The 18,658-nt window shown below is 41.6% G+C and carries 19 protein-coding genes; 9 read left to right on the top strand and 10 right to left on the bottom strand.

Features of this window, described 5'->3' with window-relative positions:
• Nucleotides 1–152 precede the first annotated feature (152 nt).
• Nucleotides 153–692, bottom strand: a complete 540-nt coding sequence (locus tag OXT66_RS01440) for a dihydrofolate reductase family protein (protein ID WP_268595293.1) — start codon at nt 690–692, stop codon at nt 153–155.
• Nucleotides 693–780: 88 nt separating this feature from the next.
• On the opposite strand from OXT66_RS01440, the gene OXT66_RS01435 reads away from it, so the two are divergent.
• Both OXT66_RS01435 and OXT66_RS01430 read left to right on the top strand, forming a co-directional pair.
• Entirely contained in the window at nt 781–1,758 is a 978-nt protein-coding gene (locus tag OXT66_RS01435; RefSeq protein WP_268595292.1) for an aldo/keto reductase, read from the top strand.
• A 75-nt stretch (nt 1,759–1,833) separates the two neighbouring features.
• The gene (locus OXT66_RS01430) at nt 1,834–3,243 is read left to right on the top strand and encodes a C69 family dipeptidase (protein WP_268595291.1); all 1,410 of its coding nucleotides are present in this window, start codon (nt 1,834–1,836) and stop codon (nt 3,241–3,243) included.
• Between the two features lie 122 nt (nt 3,244–3,365).
• Here the strand turns inward: OXT66_RS01430 and OXT66_RS01425 are convergent, their stop codons facing one another.
• The 4 genes from OXT66_RS01425 to OXT66_RS01410 all read right to left on the bottom strand — a co-directional run bounded on the left by OXT66_RS01425 (nt 3,366) and on the right by OXT66_RS01410 (nt 5,991).
• Nucleotides 3,366–4,004, bottom strand: coding sequence for an isochorismatase family protein (locus OXT66_RS01425; RefSeq protein ID WP_268595290.1), 639 nt, complete (start codon nt 4,002–4,004; stop codon nt 3,366–3,368).
• Nucleotides 4,005–4,221: 217 nt separating this feature from the next.
• Nucleotides 4,222–4,485 carry a hypothetical protein gene (locus tag OXT66_RS01420; RefSeq protein WP_268595289.1) on the bottom strand — a complete coding sequence of 88 codons (264 nt, stop codon included), beginning with the start codon at nt 4,483–4,485 and terminating at the stop codon, nt 4,222–4,224.
• 78 nt (nt 4,486–4,563) lie between these two features.
• On the bottom strand, nt 4,564–4,977 hold the full coding sequence (locus OXT66_RS01415) for a DUF697 domain-containing protein (protein WP_268595288.1): 414 nt from the start codon (nt 4,975–4,977) through the stop codon (nt 4,564–4,566).
• Nucleotides 4,978–5,166: 189 nt separating this feature from the next.
• A complete protein-coding gene (locus OXT66_RS01410; RefSeq protein WP_268595287.1) occupies nt 5,167–5,991 on the bottom strand; it encodes an HAD-IIB family hydrolase in 825 nt (274 codons plus the stop codon).
• A 173-nt stretch (nt 5,992–6,164) separates the two neighbouring features.
• Between OXT66_RS01410 and OXT66_RS01405 the strand changes: the two genes are divergently transcribed.
• Together OXT66_RS01405 and OXT66_RS01400 are read left to right on the top strand one after the other, a co-directional pair.
• On the top strand, nt 6,165–6,695 hold the full coding sequence (locus OXT66_RS01405) for a MarR family winged helix-turn-helix transcriptional regulator (RefSeq protein ID WP_268595286.1): 531 nt from the start codon (nt 6,165–6,167) through the stop codon (nt 6,693–6,695).
• Nucleotides 6,696–6,707: 12 nt separating this feature from the next.
• Nucleotides 6,708–8,471 carry an ABC transporter ATP-binding protein gene (locus OXT66_RS01400; protein ID WP_268595285.1) on the top strand — a complete coding sequence of 588 codons (1,764 nt, stop codon included), beginning with the start codon at nt 6,708–6,710 and terminating at the stop codon, nt 8,469–8,471.
• Nucleotides 8,472–8,506: 35 nt separating this feature from the next.
• On the opposite strand, the gene OXT66_RS01395 is transcribed toward OXT66_RS01400, so the two are convergent.
• Nucleotides 8,507–9,979 (bottom strand): amidase, encoded by a 1,473-nt coding sequence (locus OXT66_RS01395; protein ID WP_268595435.1) that lies wholly within the window; start codon nt 9,977–9,979, stop codon nt 8,507–8,509.
• A 118-nt stretch (nt 9,980–10,097) separates the two neighbouring features.
• Between OXT66_RS01395 and OXT66_RS01390 the strand changes: the two genes are divergently transcribed.
• Together OXT66_RS01390 and OXT66_RS01385 are read left to right on the top strand one after the other, a co-directional pair.
• Nucleotides 10,098–10,982: a transporter substrate-binding domain-containing protein gene (locus OXT66_RS01390; RefSeq protein WP_268595284.1), complete on the top strand. Its 885-nt coding sequence runs from the start codon at nt 10,098–10,100 to the stop codon at nt 10,980–10,982.
• A 13-nt stretch (nt 10,983–10,995) separates the two neighbouring features.
• Nucleotides 10,996–11,697: an amino acid ABC transporter permease gene (locus OXT66_RS01385; RefSeq protein ID WP_268595283.1), complete on the top strand. Its 702-nt coding sequence runs from the start codon at nt 10,996–10,998 to the stop codon at nt 11,695–11,697.
• A 72-nt stretch (nt 11,698–11,769) separates the two neighbouring features.
• On the opposite strand, the gene OXT66_RS01380 is transcribed toward OXT66_RS01385, so the two are convergent.
• From OXT66_RS01380 to OXT66_RS01365, 4 genes are all read right to left on the bottom strand, one after another.
• Nucleotides 11,770–12,429, bottom strand: a complete 660-nt coding sequence (locus OXT66_RS01380) for an ABC transporter ATP-binding protein (protein ID WP_268595434.1) — start codon at nt 12,427–12,429, stop codon at nt 11,770–11,772.
• Nucleotides 12,430–12,453: 24 nt separating this feature from the next.
• Nucleotides 12,454–13,911: an ABC transporter permease gene (locus OXT66_RS01375; protein ID WP_268595282.1), complete on the bottom strand. Its 1,458-nt coding sequence runs from the start codon at nt 13,909–13,911 to the stop codon at nt 12,454–12,456.
• A 137-nt stretch (nt 13,912–14,048) separates the two neighbouring features.
• A complete protein-coding gene (locus OXT66_RS01370) occupies nt 14,049–14,576 on the bottom strand; it encodes a GNAT family N-acetyltransferase (RefSeq protein WP_268595281.1) in 528 nt (175 codons plus the stop codon).
• Between the two features lie 70 nt (nt 14,577–14,646).
• Complete coding sequence (locus OXT66_RS01365; RefSeq protein ID WP_268595280.1) at nt 14,647–15,507, bottom strand: helix-turn-helix domain-containing protein; 861 nt, start codon at nt 15,505–15,507, stop codon at nt 14,647–14,649.
• Between the two features lie 137 nt (nt 15,508–15,644).
• Here OXT66_RS01365 and OXT66_RS01360 point away from each other — a divergent pair, with 137 nt between their 5' ends.
• Genes OXT66_RS01360 through OXT66_RS01350 form a run of 3 tightly spaced genes read left to right on the top strand, consistent with a single transcriptional unit; the run spans nt 15,645 to nt 18,534 of the window.
• The gene (locus OXT66_RS01360; protein ID WP_268595279.1) at nt 15,645–16,766 is read left to right on the top strand and encodes an acyl-CoA dehydrogenase family protein; all 1,122 of its coding nucleotides are present in this window, start codon (nt 15,645–15,647) and stop codon (nt 16,764–16,766) included.
• A gap of 13 nt (nt 16,767–16,779) precedes the next feature.
• Complete coding sequence (locus tag OXT66_RS01355) at nt 16,780–17,556, top strand: electron transfer flavoprotein subunit beta/FixA family protein (RefSeq protein WP_268595278.1); 777 nt, start codon at nt 16,780–16,782, stop codon at nt 17,554–17,556.
• A 12-nt stretch (nt 17,557–17,568) separates the two neighbouring features.
• Nucleotides 17,569–18,534, top strand: a complete 966-nt coding sequence (locus tag OXT66_RS01350; RefSeq protein WP_268595277.1) for an electron transfer flavoprotein subunit alpha/FixB family protein — start codon at nt 17,569–17,571, stop codon at nt 18,532–18,534.
• Nucleotides 18,535–18,658: the final 124 nt, after the last annotated feature.

Below are 18,658 nucleotides of genomic sequence, written 5' to 3'. Positions count from 1 at the left end.
CGCTTCGGGAATTAAAGAGTTTCTAACCTAAAAATAACAGGTAGTTCGGTGAATACCGCTACCTGTTATTTTGTAGTTAGGCGAGTTAGTTGAGTGCCGAAGCAGATTTACGAATTGCACGTTAGCTTCAAAATTAATAAAGGTCACTCATTTCATTGAGTGACCTTTTTTCCATACTTCAAATACACAATATCATTAATCTGCTGTGCCGATTTCAATACCAGTTTACGTTCTTGGGTTTGTTCGTTGAACAATGGAATGCCACCACCCAAAATGGTTGGCAGCACGGCAATAATATAATTATCAATCAAATTAGCATTCACTAGTGGTGCAATTAAGCTACTACCGCCAATGATCCAGATCTCTTTTCCGGATTCTCGACGTAATTTTTCAACTAATTCAACCACTGGTTCATTTACGAAGTGTCGATCAGCCATCTCGGTTGCGGGCTGACTAGTCAAAATGTAACTTTGCTGCTGTTCATAAGGATAGTGATCAGGCATCAATTCATTCACCACCTGATCGTATGTGGTACGGCCCATCACCACTGTATCAACGTTAGCCATTAAATTTTCATACTCATGATCGATACTTTCATCCCGTTGTGGATTTTCTAAAAAATCAATATTACCGTTCGTCTTAGCAATGTAACCATCCAAACTTTGAGCAATAAATAATACTACTTTGCGCATTTCACCACTTCCTTTGCGCCATTATACATTAAAATTCCTCTATGATATCATGGAGACGATTACAATTTTGAACGCGAAGGAGAATACTATGGAATTTCGTAAATTAGGTAAAACCGGATTTAACATCAGTGAAGTTTCTTTGGGAACTTGGCAATTGGGTTCCAAATGGGGCGAACCATTTGACGAACAAGACGCCATCGATACTCTAGAAGCTGCTTATCAAGCCGGCGTTAATTATTTTGATACCGCTGATATTTATCAAGATGGACTCAGTGAACACGCCGTGGGCCAATTTCTAAAAACTCATCCAGACGTGCATTACTCCACCAAAATTGGTCGTAAAATTGAACCTCATACAGTGGCTAATTACACTCCAGAAAACTTAATTGCATTTGTAGATAGTTCATTAAAAAATATGGATGTCGCTTCATTAGACTTAGTTCTACTCCACTGCCCACCTACTTCTGTTTACTATGATCCAACGGTCTTCGCAACGTTAGATGAATTAAAAGCCGCGGGTAAAATTAAGCACTACGGTGTCAGTGTGGAACGGGTAGAAGAAGCTATCAAGGCACTGCAATTTGATATTTCCGCCGTCGAAATCATCTTTAACATGTTCCGACTTCGCCCAGCAGAAAACTTCTTCCGTCTGGCCCAAGAACATAACGTAGGTATCCTAGCACGGGTGCCATTAGCCAGTGGCTTATTGAGTGGTAAATATACTGCTCAAACTCAATTTGGTAAGGAAGATCACCGTAACTTTAACCGTAACGGTGAAGCTTTTGACAAGGGAGAAACTTTCTCTGGTGTTGATTATTCTACTGGTATCAAGGCAGCTGACGAACTTAAGCAACGCTTAGGCACTGACAATTTAGCAGGTATGGCTCTGCGTTACATTTTAATGTATGATGCCGTTTCCGCTGTCATTCCGGGAGCTAGCAAGCCTGAACAAATTGCACACAATGCTTCGGCCGCAGAATTACCTGCTTTTACAACTGAACAAATGCAGATTGTGAACGATGTCTATAACAAATACATTAAAGATCCAGTAGAATATCTCTGGTAAAATCTCGGAAGCGCTAGCATTTTAGTGTTAAATGACCTACAATTATAATCAAACTAAGTAAAGGGATGAGCATTCATGACAAAACGTATCAAAGGTTCATGTACTACAATTCTAGCTGGTAAGGCAGCCACTATCGATGGTTCCACCCTTATCGCTCGTAACGAAGACGGTGCCGGACCATTAAATCCGCAAAAGTTTGTGGTGGTTAATCCCGAAGATCAACCTCGCCACTACCAAGCCGTTTTAAGCACTGTTTCATTGGACCTACCAGATAATCCAATGCGTTATACGGCTACTCCTGACGCTACTGATGGTCACGGTATCTGGGCTGGTGCAGGGATCAACAGCGAAAACATCGCTATGACCGCTACCGAAACTATTACTACCAATTCTCGAATTTTAGGAATCGATCCATTAGTCGAAAATGGTTTAGGTGAAGAAGACTTCACTACTTTAGTATTGCCATACATTCACTCCGCTCGTGAAGGGGTAGAACGTTTGGGCGCATTAATTACTGAATATGGAACTTATGAAACTAACGGAATGGCCTTCTCAGACAAGGATGAAGTTTGGTACTTTGAATCTATCGCCGGCCACCATTGGGCTGCAATCAAGATCCCCGATGACGCTTACGTAGTTGCACCAAACCGCTTCAATATTGATGATTTTGAATTTGATTCTGATGACACTATGTCTTCAACTGATTTAGAAGAAATCATCACTAAATACCATTTGAATCCAGACAAAGAAGGTTACAACCTTCGCCACATTTTCGGAAGTGCCACTATCAAGGATACCCGGTACAACAACCCTCGGGCTTGGTACGGTCAACAATACTTCAACCCAGAAATGGACACCTCTCCATTGGATCAAGACTTACCATTCATTTGCCGAACTGACAAAAAGATTTCCGTTGAAGATGTTAAGTGGGTATTGAGTTCTCACTACCAAAACACCGTTTACGATCCATACGGCACTTTAGGTACCGACGAAGAAAAAGAACTCTTCCGACCAATCGGTATCAACCGAAACCAAGAACTTCACATCTTACAAATCCGTAATGATGTTCCTGCTGAAATTGCCGGTGTTCACTGGTTAGCATTTGGTCCTAATACCTTTAACGCAGTAGTACCATTCTACTCAAACGTTAAGGACACTCCTAAGAACTACAAGAGTACCACTGGTGAAACTGACCCAACCAATATTTACTGGTTAGGCAACATCATGGCCCTCATGGGAGACGCAGACTTCCCATTGTACGAAGACGAAGAAAACATCTTCGAACAAAATACTGTTGCAGGCTGCCGTAGCTTACAAATCAAAGCCGACCAAGAAGTAGCTAACCAAACTGATAAGCAAGCTTACTTGGAAGACATCAACAACCAAATGGCAGACTTGTACCAAAAGAATGCCAACCATCTCTTAGGTCGCATGTTAGCATTGGGCGAACCAAAGATGAAGTTACAATTTACGTTGAATGATTAACAATTAGAGTGCTGAGAAGTTCGGTAACTAACGAATAACTCACTTGAAATATCACAATAAATTTCAATAAAAAAAAGATCCCAAAAGCTCACAGGCTTTTTGGGATCTTTTTATTTTTGTTATTATCTTACCTTAAGGAATGAACCAGCATCTGACAGGATAGAAGCATATCCAGGAACAGTTGCTTTGTTAAGGTCGTAGTTTCGTTGAAATTCACACGCCAATTGTGGCACAGAAGTCATCTTGGCACCAGAGTCTCGCATTCGCATAACAGCGGCATTATGAGCATCAACTGAAGAACCAGCCACACAGTCTAACACTGGGTAAACTTCATAGCCTTCTTTTAAGGCATCCAAAGTTGGAAATGAGAGACAAGCTTCAGTCCATAAAGCGGCGATGATTAACTTTTTCCGCCCAGTTTTATGAATTGCATCATAGAAGTTTTGGTCTTCCCAAGCATTAATTGACATCCGATCGTAAACATCCATGTCCCCAAATTCTTCACGCAAGGCTGGAAATGATGGTTCGTTATCACCAGAAGTAACGTTAACTACTGATGGCACAATAGGCACATTATACAATTTACCTAAACGGACTAAATCAACTACATTGCGCATAATTTTAGCGGTATTGGCTGATTCTTGCGTCAACAGTTGAGTTGGTTGATAATCGATAATCGCAATCACTGAGTTAGCTGGATCAATTAAATTGTCTTCTTTTGGATCACGATTTGACATCGTATTTGGTTTAATAAGTGGCATATTATTTCCCCCCTAGTTTTTATTATGTAACATGCCGTTCACTGTTGTGAACATCAACAGAATAAGCTATTAATTTTACTAAGTCAAAGGAAGCGACTTGCAATTATTCAAATATTTGTCAAAAGCTTGGTATAACAGCCTTTCCTTAAATTAATTTGGGTGCAAAAAATGGTTAACGTAAACCTTTACTCCAGGATTTCGTTAACCATTTTAGTAATTATTCTTTTTCAAAATCATCGATTGCCTTTTGGTAATCCTTCATGAATTTATTGTATTGATCTTCATCAAAACGATCGTATTTACCAACTTCGTGCATAATCTTTTTAACATCGTGAATTGCCCGGTGCTTTTCGAACCAAGCACGAGTTCTGTGACCTGCTTCTAGATCTGCATCTTCTTTAGAAACGTTGGTATCTAAACGATCTAGTACCTCACTAATTTTATCTAATGCCTTGTCTTCTTTTTTATCGTAATCTGCCATAATATAAGTCCCCCTTTATTATTTACACACCAATCCTATCACCAACTCGCTAAAAAGGGGGAGATTTAGCTCAGCAGTTTACTTAGCAAAGTTAGTCAGGTACTTAGAAATCACCTTCAATAAATCATTAGAATTATCAATGCCATCAGTTTCAAAGGCATTGGCAATCGCAAAGCCCAAGCCTTCGGTAACGGCTACAGCAGTACTACCAGTAATCATTGCACCGGCTACCGTCCCTACTCCCGGAATTAGCTTAAAAGCATTCCCCACTACGCTTTTACCAACACTAGAAGCAGTCGTTGCAGTTAGGACACCCTTAATTACACCACTAGAAATTTTTTGTCCGTACGCATGGTAAATGCGCGTAATCATCACGGTTTGAATTGGAATTAGTAATGCCGCATCAGCAAACGGAATTGGCGTAATCGCAACACCAGCGGCCGCAGTGGCTGCGGTATGAATAGCAACCTGAGCCTGTTTTTTAATTTTCATATTGTTTCCCTTCGTAAATCAACGTCCAACATTCGACTTCTGTGCTAATTATAATACACTGAAATCATTATAAACTCAAAGTGGGATCAAAAGTTCAAATAGCAAACCATATGTGCATTCGGTTCGCGAACCAATTTTAAATAAAAATCCTTACCGTTAAGATTCAAGCTAACAGTAAGGACTTAATTTTTATAAAATAGCTTCGATCGTTTCTAATACCCCATTGTGATTATTATCCGCCACCGTCACATTTTTAACTTGTTGCTTAAATTCAGGCGCCGCATTTTGCATCGCAAAACCGTAAGGAGTCATCTTTAGCATAGCCAAATCATTTTCGTTATCTCCAAAAGTAGCAATTTCGTCAGTGGCAATCCCATAGCGTTCTTGCAGTTGCTTAATTCCGGTTACCTTATCGATCCCGGCATTACCAATCAATTCAGTTTGAAAGCCGGAGTTTTGGCTCGCAACCGTCTTCGGCAACGCTGCGCGCAAAGTTTGCGCTTGGTGTGCGAAGTTACCGCCCATGCCAAAGGTTACTCCCACCTTAGTAATTGCGTCATGCACTCTTTCACTGGAGAGATGGGGTAAATCTGGTACCAATTCTATTTCGCTATAGTAGCGTTTTACCACGTCGACCACTTCTTTAGGGGTAGTAACGTCAACGTAGGTTCTGCGCAATCCCGAAATAGTTTGCTGCATGATGGCTCCGGGTTCAAACCGTTCAGCCAAAATGCGCAAGATCGTAGCTAGATCAGAATCGCTTAACTTATCAACACTCACCAAATCATTGCCGCTATGAACAATCGCTCCATTTTGTGAAACAAAATCCATTTGGGTAGCTACTGCTGCGAATTGATTCTGGAGTCGTTGATACTGCGACCCGCTGGCGGCCACAAACTTAATGCCCGACTTAGTCATTTTTTGAAACAACCGTTTAAAGTGATCATGTTCGTAAGTATTATCTGCGTTTAAAAAAGTACCGTCCATGTCGGTTACTACCATTTTAATCGTCATTTAAAAACCTCATTTCCATTATTGCCTTTATTATCGCTGTTCAATTTCTAAACTGCAACCATAGGAATTCAAAAAAATATTTCGGTACCTAAATAAAACTCTTGCATTCTAAAAAGCGACGTGTATACTTTAGATTTTATTAGGTACCTAAATATATTTCAAGGAGGCATATTATGGCCAACCAATCTACTGAAGTTATTAAAAATTTAATGCGTATTATGAGTGCATTAAGAACTCACGGCGCTCAGCATTATCGCGTTCACTTCACCAGTCAAACTAGAGCGTTATTTATCATTTCTAAGCACGAAAATTTAACCAAGGGAGAACTCAGTGAGCTTCTTGATATTCGTCCCTCATCCACTAGCGATTTAGTTCGGAAGTTAACTGATAAAGGCTTTATTACCGTTACCGCCGACAGCAATGATAAACGCGTGAGTCGACTAGCAGTAACCGAAGCTGGAAAAGAACTCCTCAATGAATCAACTGGCACTGATTTTGATAGTATTGCCCAAAATCTAACTCAAGGATTAACCGCTGATGAACAAGAAGAGCTTAACCAGTTATTAACCAAAATGCTAGCGGGTCTAAAAGCAGATAATGAAGAAGATGAAGATTTTTCATCACCATTTGGCCCTCACGGTCGTGATTTTCATGGACCTCACTTTCCACCATTTCATCGCGGTTTTTTCAACCGCTTCTTATAAAGGGAGATCAACATGCGTCGTTCAATTGATTTCGATGAGGACTCAGCCCTCAATCAATCTTTCACCTGGGTCAAATTCATGGCCCTTCTCAACCGATCTAAGCCCCAAATTAAATTGCTAGTCATTGGTTTTTTAATTAGCTTAGTTTCCACCGGATTTAGCTTAGTCATCCCCCTCTTCACCAAAAACCTGGTCAATGGCTTTTCCCTCAAAAACATGAACCTTAGTTTTATCGCCATCATCATCGGCGCCTTTTTAATTCAAGCCCTAACCAGTGCCATCTCCAGTTACATGATGGGTTATATGGGTGAGCAAACCGTCTCTAATCTACGTGAATTAGTTTGGCACAAACTCGTTAACCTTAAAATTACGTACTTTGATAACCATCAGACCGGCGAAATCACGAGTCGTTTGGTTAACGATACCACGGTAGTTAAATCGTTGGTAGCTGATCAATTGCCCTCTTTTGTGAGTGGAATCTTATCAATGATCGGTGCGTTTGTGGTGTTATTCTTGATGGATTGGAAACTCACGCTTGTGATTTTAATTGCCGTACCAATCGTAGCCCTGTTGATGGTTCCCATCGGCAACTGGATGCGCAATATTTCAATTCGGATGCAACGGCAAACAGCAGAATTCAATAGCACTACCACCCAAGCGCTAAGTGAATCTCGCTTGATTAAGGCTTCTGATGGTGAACAAACTGAACTAACTCGCGGTGATAATGGTATTCATCAATTATTTGATACCGGTGTTGCCGAGGCCAAGATTATGGCTATCATCAGTCCGATCATGTTGTTAGCCATGATGGGGATCCTAGTTACCGTCATTGGTTATGGCGGGGTCCGCGTCCAAAATGGAACTTTGAGCATCGGTACTTTGGTTGCCTTTTTACTTTACCTTTTCCAAATTATTGCCCCAGCCACCCAGTTTTCTCAATTCTTCACCCAATTGCAGAAAACCAAAGGCGCCACTGCCCGGCTAGATGATTTGTTAGAACAACCCATCGAAGATTTAACTGTCGGCAAACCTGTTGATGTCGCTGGTAAAACTTTAACCGTAGATAACGTTAGCTTCAGCTACGATAAGAAAAATCCGGTACTACAAAACGTTAGTTTCACTGCTCATCCTAATTCAGTGGTTGCCTTTGTTGGCCCTAGTGGTTCTGGAAAATCCACTCTGTTCAGTTTATTGGAACGTTTCTATCAGCCGGATAACGGTACTATTACGATTGCGGATGAAAATATAAATACTATTAATCTGCAGTCTTGGCGGTCTCAAATCGGCTACGTTTCCCAAGATAGCGCCATGTTAGTCGGTACCATTAGAGATAACTTAACCTACGGCTTAACTCGCCCGGTCAGCGATGAGGAACTCTGGCACGTTTTGAGCCTCGCCTACGCTGATCAATTTGTTAGAGATACTCCCGAAGGTTTGAACACCCAAGTTGGCGAGCGCGGCGTCAAGGTTTCTGGTGGTCAACGGCAACGGTTAGCCATTGCTCGAGCGTTCTTACGCGATCCTAAGATTTCAATGTTAGACGAAGCAACAGCTAGCTTAGATAGCCAATCAGAAGAAATGGTGCAACGTGCCCTTAATAATTTGATGAAAAACCGGACTACGTTGGTGATCGCCCACCGACTTTCCACGATTGTGGATGCCGATAACATTTTCTTCTTGGAACACGGAGAAATTACCGGTCACGGTAATCATGAAGAACTGTTGAATAAACACGAACTGTACCGGCAGTACGTAGCGGAACAATTTAAGCAATAAAATAAAAAACCGTCAATTTATTGACGGTTTTTTATTTACTGCTCCGTTTCATGCAACATCTTAAACATGCCATCCATTTCAAATAGTCGGCCCATTTGTAGTAGCGTAGCTTCATCACCCTTGCGAGCCAGGAACTGAACGCCTAACGGTAACCCGTTAGTAGCCATTCCAGTGGGTAAACTAATCGCCGGTTGACCAGTTAAGTTGGCTTGCTGAGTAAACGGAGATAGTGCCAAACTTCGTTCAAAGAAACGATATATCAAATCTAACCGTTCTTGGCGGTTGAGATCAGTGACGTGGCGCATTTGTTCCATTACTTCAGGACTAACTAATTCATAATCTAACCGTGGTGCCGTGGTGGCAGTAGTGGGCGTTAGAAACAGATCAATTTGAGAATATAGTTGATCCATCTGATAACTGGCGGCATCCCACAATTCAAAGGCGTGGCTATAGTCTTGGGCCCTGGTTAACAGACCCGCTTGATAGATTACCCAGGTCATTAATTCCATGTCATCCATGGTAACAGCACGTCCTAAACCAGCTTGAATTCCGTCAAACATAGCCGCAGTTTCTCCAGCATTGACAACATAATAACTTTCCATCATTTTGACGCCGTCCAACGGATTTTGCATTTCAACAGTTCTGATTCCGTTAGCTTTCAAAAAATCAACCGCATCTAAAACTGCCTGCTGAGCGTCTTTGCTGACCGGGGTCCCGACTGGTGATTCTAACGTATAACCCACTGTGAACTTGGTTGGTAGAGGTTGCTGACTGGTCTGCAAAAAGCCTTGTGAGTACAATGGCGTTTGAAATGGCGCGGCTGGTTGAACGGTTTGTAAACTATCTAATAATTGAGCGGTATCCCTAATGGAACGAGTTAGACCAAAGTTAATCGACGCTCCTTGCCACCCCCGCCAAGCACTTGGGCCAGCAGGAACGCGTCCTCTCGTTGGCTTTAAACCAATTAAGCCGGAAAACGAAGCTGGAATTCGAATTGAGCCACCACCATCGTTTCCAGCAGCTAATGATACCCAATCGGCGCTAACAGCTGCTGCTGAGCCACCGGATGAACCTCCTGGAGAAACTTCGTGGTTACCCCACGCACTTTTAGTGGGACCATATAGCTCTGGATCGGTAACGTTTTTGAAGCCAAATTCCGGTGCATTAGTTTCGCCTAAAATAACGAAGCCCGCCCGTTGCAAGCTTGCCACAAAATTATCAGTTATGGTTGCCACATTATCCTTGAGCAGTTTTGAACTTGCGGTGTCCGGTTCGCCTTTTAATGATTGCCCTAGCCCTTTGATCAAAATCGGGACGCCCGCAAAAGGCGCATCTGTTTTCAGCGCGTTTTCAGCTTCTTTCAGCGCCGCTGCTTCCCGTAAATGAGTAACTGCGTTTAACGTCTGATTTTCAGCTTTAATTTTAGCCAAACTCCTTGCTACCAGCTCACCAGAGCTAACTTTTCCCTGTTTAATCAACGCGGCTAATCTAGTTGCATCCTCTGCCATTTTGTTCATTCTTTCTGCCTTAAATCATGTGCATAAAATAACTTGTTTTTCAGCCCTTGTAAAAGCGCTTTCAGTAAATTATACTAACATTAATTTAGTATGAAAGGAAGCTAGATCAATGACACATACAAAACGTAGGTTCAGTATCGTTCTCGCCCTTTTAATTTTAGTTCTCCCCATTACTTTAGCGGGGTGTGGCTCGTCCAAATCTGCTAGTTCTTCTAGTGACAAGCTTGCCAAGCAAAAGACTTTAGTAGTGGCTACTTCTGGAACCCTTTATCCCACTTCATTTCATGGTGATGATAAAAAGTTAACCGGCTTTGACGTAGAGGTCGCCAAGGCAGTGGCCAAAGGGCTCCACAAAAAGATTCAATTCAAAGAAATGGACGTTTCTGGTACCATGAGTGCCCTCAATAACGGAACCGTCGACATGGCCGTTAACGACTACAGTATTAGCAAGAAACGCGAAAAGCAATTTGCCCTTTCTACTCCTTACAAGTTTTCATTTGATAGCATGATTGTTCGTAAGAAAGACCAATCTGGCATTCATAGTTTTGCTGATTTAAAAGGCAAGAAGACTGGCGGTGAAGCCGGAACTAGTTACCAACGGTTAGCTAAACAACTTGGAGCTACTCCCGTTAACTATGACAACGTTTCTAATGATGTTTACTTAAAAGACGTTGCTAACGGTAGAACCGACGCTATTTTAAATGATTACTATCTTCAATCAATGGCGCTCAAAGCATTGCCAGATATGAATAAAAAATTAATGATTCCAAGTAACTTGTACTTCGCTACTCAAAACACTAAAAACGGCTCCGGCATTTTAATGAAAAAATCCAATACCGCTTTAAAAGATGCCGTTAATAAAGAACTAGCTAAGTTATTGAAAAATGGAACTATTAAGAAAATTTCTGAAAAATACTACGGTGGCGCAGATGTCACTCACAAACCCAAAGTCCACATCGCTAAGACTTTCACCGTTAAAGATAGTGAACAGTAAGCCGGTGAGGTAAATGAATGATATTTTAAATCACCTCTCCATCACCAACTTTTTTAATGCCCCACTAGCCTGGCATTCCTTGCCGTTTATTCTCAGTGGTTTGCCCATGACTATCGAATTAACCATCGTCAGTTTTATTGGTCAAATTATCCTAGGGACGCTACTGACTCTGGGACAAATGAGCCACTACAAATGGCTGCACTGGCTATCGCGAACCTACATTTCCTTTATGCGGGGTACGCCCATCTTAGTTTTACTATTTTTGATTTATTTTGGTCTACCATATACCGGGTGGCGAGTCGCGGCGTTTCCGGCCGCAGCCGCAGCGTTTATCCTCAACGGCGCAGCTTACGTCTCCGAAATTTTTCGTTCATCGTTACTGGGAATTGATGAAGGTCAATGGGTAGCCGCACAATCATTAGGAATGACCCATTTTGTAACGATGCGAGACATTATTTTACCCCAAGCAATGCGCACTTCTATTCCAGCAATGGGTAACGTGATCTTAGACCTATTCAAGGGAACTTCCTTAGCGGCCATGATTACCGTCACTGAAATGTTTATGAACGCTAAAATCATCGGTGGAGATAATTTTGACTACATGACGGTTTATCTCGAAATCGCATTGATTTACTGGGCTTGTTGCTCTATCATCACTGCTGGACAAAATCATTTGGAACGCTACGTTAATCGAAACATGGTAAGTCAGCATTAACGTTTCCGCTTTTCAAAAGTCTAGCTACAAATTATAAAGAGTTTCGTCATTTTAAAATGACGAAATTCTTTTTTAGATAACACTTTGGAATTCATTATTAGCTAATTTAATTTGTTCATCGCATTGAGCTGCTACATCCGATTCATGAGTTACTAAGATCACACATTTACCTTCGGAATGAGCTAGCTGTTGAAATTGTTCGATAATAGATTGAGTGTTTTGTTCATCCAAATTACCAGTGGGTTCGTCAGCAACTACCAAGGGCGCATCACAAACCATTGTGCGGGCAATTGCTACCCGTTGCTGTTGCCCACCAGACAAATGGGTGACGTTACGATTCACGTCCTCTGCAGCAATCCCCACTCGGGTTAAAATCTCAGTAGCATACTGTTTATCGCCCTGATGTTGGGAATTGGTAATGGCCATAGCGGTCATTAAATTGTTTAGCGGAGACATATAGGTAAAAAGATTATAAGCCTGAAATACCACGGAAACATCATAACGGCGATAATTGGTTAGCCCAATTTTCTTTAGCGGTTGTCCTTGGTACCAGATGTCTCCGGCCTTGGGTTTATCTAATCCCGCTAAAAGAGATAGGAACGTAGTTTTACCAGAACCACTACGACCAACGATTGCATAGAGTTTACCAGCTTCAAAGTTCAAATTCACGTCTTTAAATAACGGTTGATTACTATTGTCGTACCAATAGGCTAAATCTTTTGTTTCTAACATTGCTGTCATTAGTATCCCTCCTAATTAATCATCAATTAAAACTTTTTTCGGTTCAAGTCGTAAAATTCCAAACGAGCCGATCATTACCGCTAAGAACATTATTGCTAATCCCAAGCCTCCTAATTGTACTAATTCGGCTACGTTTAATTTGGTTTGCAGCTTAGTTTGTTTAGCCTTTTGAGAATTTACGGCACCACCCATATGACCCTCGGTTGGAGCTCCACTAGGCCGGCCACCGCTTGGCGCTCCGTCACCTCCAGGTTGACCAGTTGTTTGCGAACCTGTCGAACTGGTTTGCGTTGTCTGAGCCGAAGAAACTAATTGCTGACCTAATTTGTTACCTACGACCTGGCCACCAGCTCCAGCAATTGCCAATGAAACTACCAACACCATCACCATTTCCGTAAAGAACTGGCCGATAATTTTCCAACGTGATTCTCCTAGTGACAGTAATACCCCAATTTCATAACGCCGTTCGCGAACCATTAGAATCACGATTAGCGCTAAAATAATGGTTCCAGCTAACGCTACTAACAAAACGATCTTGTTGGCAAAGCCACTAACGGTACTCATAGATTTTTTAACCGTTTGGTAACTAGCATCATCTAAAGTTAAGCTGTAGGTATCAGTATCAATCACCTTGTTACCTGCTTTTTTAACTGTGCTAGTTTGTGCGGGGTTGCTGATATTAAACGTTACAGAATCAGCCGTATCTTGATACTTACTACCCTTAACGGTATTAGCCAAGGTATACGAAGTATAAATCGTATTAGCTGGGTCGTTACCCATCATTCCAGTCGAAGCGCTGGTTGAAGCTTTATAAATTCCGACAATTTTTAATTTATAGGTCTTCTTACTATTGCTAGTATTCTTTAAAGTAATTGTATCGCCAACCTTGAGATTATCCTGTTCAGCCAGTTCACTTTCAATCACCGTATTATTGGTATCCTCATCATCAGCAGTTAAGCCCCGGCCCGAAGTCATCTTGCTACTCTTAGACTTAAAGCTGTCCACCATGCTGGTATCGGTGACCCCGTTGATGGTAATATCGCCATTTGCTGAACTGCTGCCACCCATTTTGCCCATCATTCCAGAGCCAGCACTACTAGTAGAAACCGTATCGAATGATTTCGCATCGGCAGAACTATTTACCGTTACGTTATAATCTGAAATATTGCTATTTTCAGCGATTTCTTTAGCATCACTTAATTTAACCGGGGTCATACTAATTTTGCCTGGTTTACCGCTACTATTAGTCTCTGAACTTGAACGCATTTTTTTAAAAGCGGCTTCCCGATTAGCTGAGAGAGTTAACGTAGATCCCACATTTTGTTTAGCCTGTTCCGTTGCCTTATTGGCAGCGTTGCTGATTAATAATCCAGCTAACACAAACATTAATATGGCCGCAGTGACCAAAATAAGCAAAGTGGTCCTGCCCCATTTGGCAAAGGTATTTAACCACGCCCGTTTAATAAAATTCATTCTTTTCACGTCCTTTACCTGATTTGTAAGTACGCAAATCAGATTAAGGCGCTTAACTTTAAATTGACTTAAAAAGAAAAACCGAGGCTTCCATTTACAGGCAATAATGGCCGGTGTAATTGGGTTCCTCGGTTTATTTAATTATCTTTAGTTGCCGTAACAGTTGCTGGTAGGGCAAATTTTTGGAGTGCTGCCTGATATCCAGTAACTAATCCTGGCTGTCCGGTAGTCAGCACATGAAAGGTCATTCCGGTTAAATCCGTCAAATAACCACTGTCAGTAAAACCATTTCGGTGATAGAACCGATAACGTTTTTGTCGTTGCTCCTCATTGGCTGCTCCAGCATTCGTCTGTTCACTTTCCAAAACGATACCGTCTGGATATTGCCGTTTTAATTCGGTGAGAATTTTAGAACCCCATCCTTTTCCCCGCTGTGCTGGGTCCACTGCCAAAAAGACTAGGTAAATTGAAGTTGGAGTTAACTCATAGAAAAAGGCTAGGCCTAAATTAATTCCTGTCTCTTGAATGATGTTCATGTGAACGGCCGCTTCTTGATTTAGATCAACCAACTCGGTAAACGGTTTACGCTCTGCAGCCGGAAAGGCTCCATCATAAACTCGCACCCAATAGTCTCGCAGCGTTTCATCAACATTTACAAATTTCATTTTCGTTGCTCCTCTAAATAGTGTGTGAGAAGTATCGTAACATATCGCTGCGTAAAACCCCAGTGGAGAATTATGAGCTTAATTGTTCCTTTAACCTAGTGATTTTGTCTAATAATTTTTGGTTACGGTTAAATTTAGCAAAGGCCGTAGCATCGGCCAAAATTTCAGTTAATTGAGCTTGTGGCCGACCAGCGTGAACATAGTTTTCAGCCAATTGGTATTGAGCTCGAGCCACATAATAGGTGACATGATTTTGAGATCCTAGGTCAATAACCTGTTCTAACAATGGATTGCTGGTAGCGACTTCAGCTTGTTGGCCATAAAATTCTCCGGTATAAAACAACATACACATCGTTTTCCAAATATTAGCAGTGGAATCCACCGGCGTTAACCTTAACTTAGTCGGTACTTTTTCAAAATAAAATTTCGCTCTATTATCATCTTGTTGGCGATCATAAGTAATACCCAAGCCTACGTAAGCTAGTTGCGAATATATGGTTCGGTGAGCTTCGTCTAAGCCATTCAAAATTTGGTCAAAACAAAAAATTGCATCAGCCGGATTGGTTTTGCTAAGCGCTAATGCAAAACCCTTGATAAATAAATATTCCATTTTTAAGTTGTTATCCGTTAATGTAGCCTCACTAATCGTTGCTAATTCCGTTAGCACCAATTGATATTCACTGGTCACCAAGTTAAACCCAATTTCTTCCAACTTAGCAAACAGTCGTTGCCGATCAACTTCGGCATTGGGAAATAAATCGCTCAAGGACAAGCCTAATCGATTACATAACTGGGTTAAAATTTTAGTGGAAATCATCTTGCCGTTATTCTCAAATTTACTAATAGTTGCTTGTGTACAAATTCCCTTAGCCAGTTCACTTTGCGAATAACCTAATTTTTTTCTTTGTGCTATAAATTTATCAATATTCATTATATTTTCCCGCCACATCTTAGTCTCAAACCATTATACCAAATTAATTTCGGATTTTTTATTGATATTTATTATATTAAAATATATAATTATGGAATAATATAGTTTGTGAATAAAAAATCAAAGGACTGATAATCATGACCAACCAACTAGTAATTGCTAACCAAATGTTGCAACACATGATCACAGAATTTACCGCTAACGAATTGGCTCCTTTAGATATGCAGATTGACCAACAACAGGATTACCCTGCCGGTTTGTTCCAAAAAGTTGTTGATAATGGTTTGTTAGCCACTACTCTGCCAGCAGAATATGGCGGCGCTGGTTTCAACTTCGAAGCTGCTGCCGAAGCCTTAGAACGAATGGCCACTGGTAATGCCAGCATGGCAGTTACTTTGGAAGGTCATTTTAAAACTATCGAACAGTTTGTTAAATACGGTTCACCAGAATTAAACGCCAAATACTTGCCTTCCGCCGCTCACCGAATTTTTGCTTTTTCCCAGACCGAACCATCTGGTGGTTCTAATCCTACCGGAATCAGCAGCCGGGCTATTCGCCAGGGAGATAACTGGGTCATTTCTGGCGACAAGATTATGATCACCAACGGTGGTTTAGCAGAAGTGTACTGTGTTCTAGCCAAGACCGAAGATGATCGCCTCGCCGTATTTGTAGTCGATAAAGACATGCCAGGGTTTAGCTTCGGTAAGCGCGAAGATTTCATCGGGTTACGCGGTGTCCCAGTTGGTGAAATTGTAATGGATCATATCGTGGTCCCCAGTTATCATTTACTCGGTGAGGTCGGTCAAGGGCTTGAAATTGGAGACAATGCTCATGCAGATGCTCGAATTTTAATGGGTGCTGTTTTAGCAGGAATTTTAGACCATGAATTAACAATTGCAGTAGACTATGCCAAAGAACGTAAAGCTTTAACTACCCCTCTTTACAAACTACAAGTGACCCAACAAAAGATTACAGACGTTGCTATTGCAAGAGAAAATACACGCAATCTTTATCAAGCAGGCGCCAGAAAGAAGGTAGCCGGTCAAGCGTATGATGAAGTCGCTGCAATGGCTAAATCCTATGGTAGTCGAGCAGCCGTTTTAAGCGGTGATGAAGTGTTACAGATATTAGGTGGTTACGGTTATAGTCGCGAATACCCAATCGAACATTTGATTAGGGATGCTCGAGCTATGGAGTTAGCCGAGGGTTCCATCGAAAAAATGAATTTAGAAATTACCAAAGCCGAAATTAATAAATAGGAGGGGCAGTTACATGAAAATTATCGTTTGTATCAAACAGGTTCCTAACACCGACAGTGTCAAATTAGATCCTAAAACTAATAATTTAGTCCGCTCTGGAGTGGATGGCATCATTAATCCCTACGATAAAAATGCGATTGAAACGGCACTACGCTTAAAAGAACAAGCTGGTGGAGAAGTGATTTTACTTAGTATGGGACCCGATAGTTATGCCAGTTCTTTACGTGAGGGTCTCGCTATGGGCGCAGATTCTGCAGTCCTATTAAGTTCTCGGGCCTTAGGTGGAGCAGATACTTTGGCCACTGGTTATTCATTAGCCCAAGCAATTCAAAAAATCGGAGCCGTTGACTTAATCCTCTTTGGACGCCAATCAATTGATGCGGACACTGGTCAAGTGGGTCCGATCGTGGCTGAAGAATTAAATCTACCACAAGTGACCTTTGCAGATAAAGTAGAACTACTGGAAAACAATATTATTACTGGTAGTCGCCAGTTAGACAATGCCACTCAAAAAATTCGAGTGAGCCTACCAGCTGCGGTTACGGTGGGGGCAGACATCAACCAACCCCGCTACGCCACCCCGGTTAACATTATGCAAAGTTTTGTTAAACCATTAACTACTTGGTCTGAAAAAGATCTAAGTTTAAATCCCGCTCAAATCGGCCAAGCAGGTTCACCAACTCAAGTGACCAAGGTTTACGCCCCCGAAGTTTCCGCTAAGCAAACCACCATACTTGCTAAGGACCCAGCAGAGGCAGTTAACGAACTACTGTCAGATTTAGACTACTAGGAGGAGCGCATTATGGATAATCAAGAAATTTGGGTATACATTCAATTAAACGGCAGTAAAATTGAACCCACCAGTTTACAACTATTAACCAAAGCTAAAGCAATCGCCAACGGTAAGCCGGTAGTAGCTATTTTGCCGGAAACTACTACTCTGGATGCTGAAACTACCGTTAGCCAATACGGACCAGATAAAATTATCGCCTTAAAAGATGATCGATTTGCTAACGCTACGGATGCTGAAATTGCCGATGTTCTCTTTCAAATAACCCCCGACGTGCGTCCCAACAGTTTTTTGTTTCCAGCTACGGTAGTCGGTAGGTCAGTGGCCCCTAGATTACAAGCTAAACTTCAGGCTGGACTAACTGCAGACTGTTTGGACCTGTTCTTTGAAGACGATCTTTTAGTCCAGGCCAAACCTACTTATGGCGACAACATTATGTGTGACATTATTTGTCCTGATCGGCGGCCCCAAATGGCAACCGTTCGACCTAATACTTTTGGTGCGCAGTTGGATTCTAATGTCACCACTGAAGTAACTAATGCTGAATTCACTTTCCATCCTGAAACCCAAATGACGATTACGGAAACCGTTCCAGTAATCAATAGTGCTGCTAATATTAGCGATGCTAACATAGTTATTGCATTAGGCCGTGGTGCCAACAATCCTAAAACCATCGAATTAGCTCACCAACTAGCGGACCAACTTGGCGGAATGGTGGGGGTTACCCGTCCAATGACTGACAATCCGGAATTTGGGCATGAACTCCAAATTGGCCAAAGTGGGCACACAATTGCCCCAAAACTTTTGATCAATTTGGGAATCTCCGGAGCTGTGCAATATCTAGTAGGAATTAAAAACGCTAAACAAGTGGTTTCTGTCAATACAGATCCAGATGCCCCCATTTTTGCTGAATCTGATTATGGTTACGTTGGTGACGCCAACGAGTTTTTAACTGCTTTACTGGCCAAAACTAAATAATAACTTTCGAATCATTCACCTTGGTGGATGATTTTTATTTTTCAGTCCAAGTGAGTTGACACTCACCTAAAAACGCTTATACTGGAATCAATAGTTTAAGTGAGTCGTCACTCACTAATTTTAG

The sequence above is a fragment of the Lentilactobacillus senioris genome (assembly GCF_026798195.1).
Taxonomy (GTDB): domain Bacteria; phylum Bacillota; class Bacilli; order Lactobacillales; family Lactobacillaceae; genus Lentilactobacillus; species Lentilactobacillus senioris_A.
The sequence above is the reverse complement of the archived record's forward strand: the minus strand, read 5'-3'. Positions and strand labels throughout refer to the sequence as shown.

Excerpts from the sequence above, each read along its gene's own strand:
- OXT66_RS01440 (WP_268595293.1), bottom strand. The coding sequence starts at position 692 with ATGCGCAAAGTAGTATTATTTATTGCTCAAAGTTTGGATGGTTACATT.
- OXT66_RS01435 (WP_268595292.1), top strand. The coding sequence starts at position 781 with ATGGAATTTCGTAAATTAGGTAAAACCGGATTTAACATCAGTGAAGTT.
- OXT66_RS01430 (WP_268595291.1), top strand. The coding sequence starts at position 1,834 with ATGACAAAACGTATCAAAGGTTCATGTACTACAATTCTAGCTGGTAAG.
- OXT66_RS01425 (WP_268595290.1), bottom strand. The coding sequence starts at position 4,004 with ATGCCACTTATTAAACCAAATACGATGTCAAATCGTGATCCAAAAGAA.
- OXT66_RS01420 (WP_268595289.1), bottom strand. The coding sequence starts at position 4,485 with ATGGCAGATTACGATAAAAAAGAAGACAAGGCATTAGATAAAATTAGT.
- OXT66_RS01415 (WP_268595288.1), bottom strand. The coding sequence starts at position 4,977 with ATGAAAATTAAAAAACAGGCTCAGGTTGCTATTCATACCGCAGCCACT.
- OXT66_RS01410 (WP_268595287.1), bottom strand. The coding sequence starts at position 5,991 with ATGACGATTAAAATGGTAGTAACCGACATGGACGGTACTTTTTTAAAC.
- OXT66_RS01405 (WP_268595286.1), top strand. The coding sequence starts at position 6,165 with ATGGCCAACCAATCTACTGAAGTTATTAAAAATTTAATGCGTATTATG.
- OXT66_RS01400 (WP_268595285.1), top strand. The coding sequence starts at position 6,708 with ATGCGTCGTTCAATTGATTTCGATGAGGACTCAGCCCTCAATCAATCT.
- OXT66_RS01395 (WP_268595435.1), bottom strand. The coding sequence starts at position 9,979 with ATGGCAGAGGATGCAACTAGATTAGCCGCGTTGATTAAACAGGGAAAA.
- OXT66_RS01390 (WP_268595284.1), top strand. The coding sequence starts at position 10,098 with ATGACACATACAAAACGTAGGTTCAGTATCGTTCTCGCCCTTTTAATT.
- OXT66_RS01385 (WP_268595283.1), top strand. The coding sequence starts at position 10,996 with ATGAATGATATTTTAAATCACCTCTCCATCACCAACTTTTTTAATGCC.
- OXT66_RS01380 (WP_268595434.1), bottom strand. The coding sequence starts at position 12,429 with ATGTTAGAAACAAAAGATTTAGCCTATTGGTACGACAATAGTAATCAA.
- OXT66_RS01375 (WP_268595282.1), bottom strand. The coding sequence starts at position 13,911 with ATGAATTTTATTAAACGGGCGTGGTTAAATACCTTTGCCAAATGGGGC.
- OXT66_RS01370 (WP_268595281.1), bottom strand. The coding sequence starts at position 14,576 with ATGAAATTTGTAAATGTTGATGAAACGCTGCGAGACTATTGGGTGCGA.
- OXT66_RS01365 (WP_268595280.1), bottom strand. The coding sequence starts at position 15,507 with ATGAATATTGATAAATTTATAGCACAAAGAAAAAAATTAGGTTATTCG.
- OXT66_RS01360 (WP_268595279.1), top strand. The coding sequence starts at position 15,645 with ATGACCAACCAACTAGTAATTGCTAACCAAATGTTGCAACACATGATC.
- OXT66_RS01355 (WP_268595278.1), top strand. The coding sequence starts at position 16,780 with ATGAAAATTATCGTTTGTATCAAACAGGTTCCTAACACCGACAGTGTC.
- OXT66_RS01350 (WP_268595277.1), top strand. The coding sequence starts at position 17,569 with ATGGATAATCAAGAAATTTGGGTATACATTCAATTAAACGGCAGTAAA.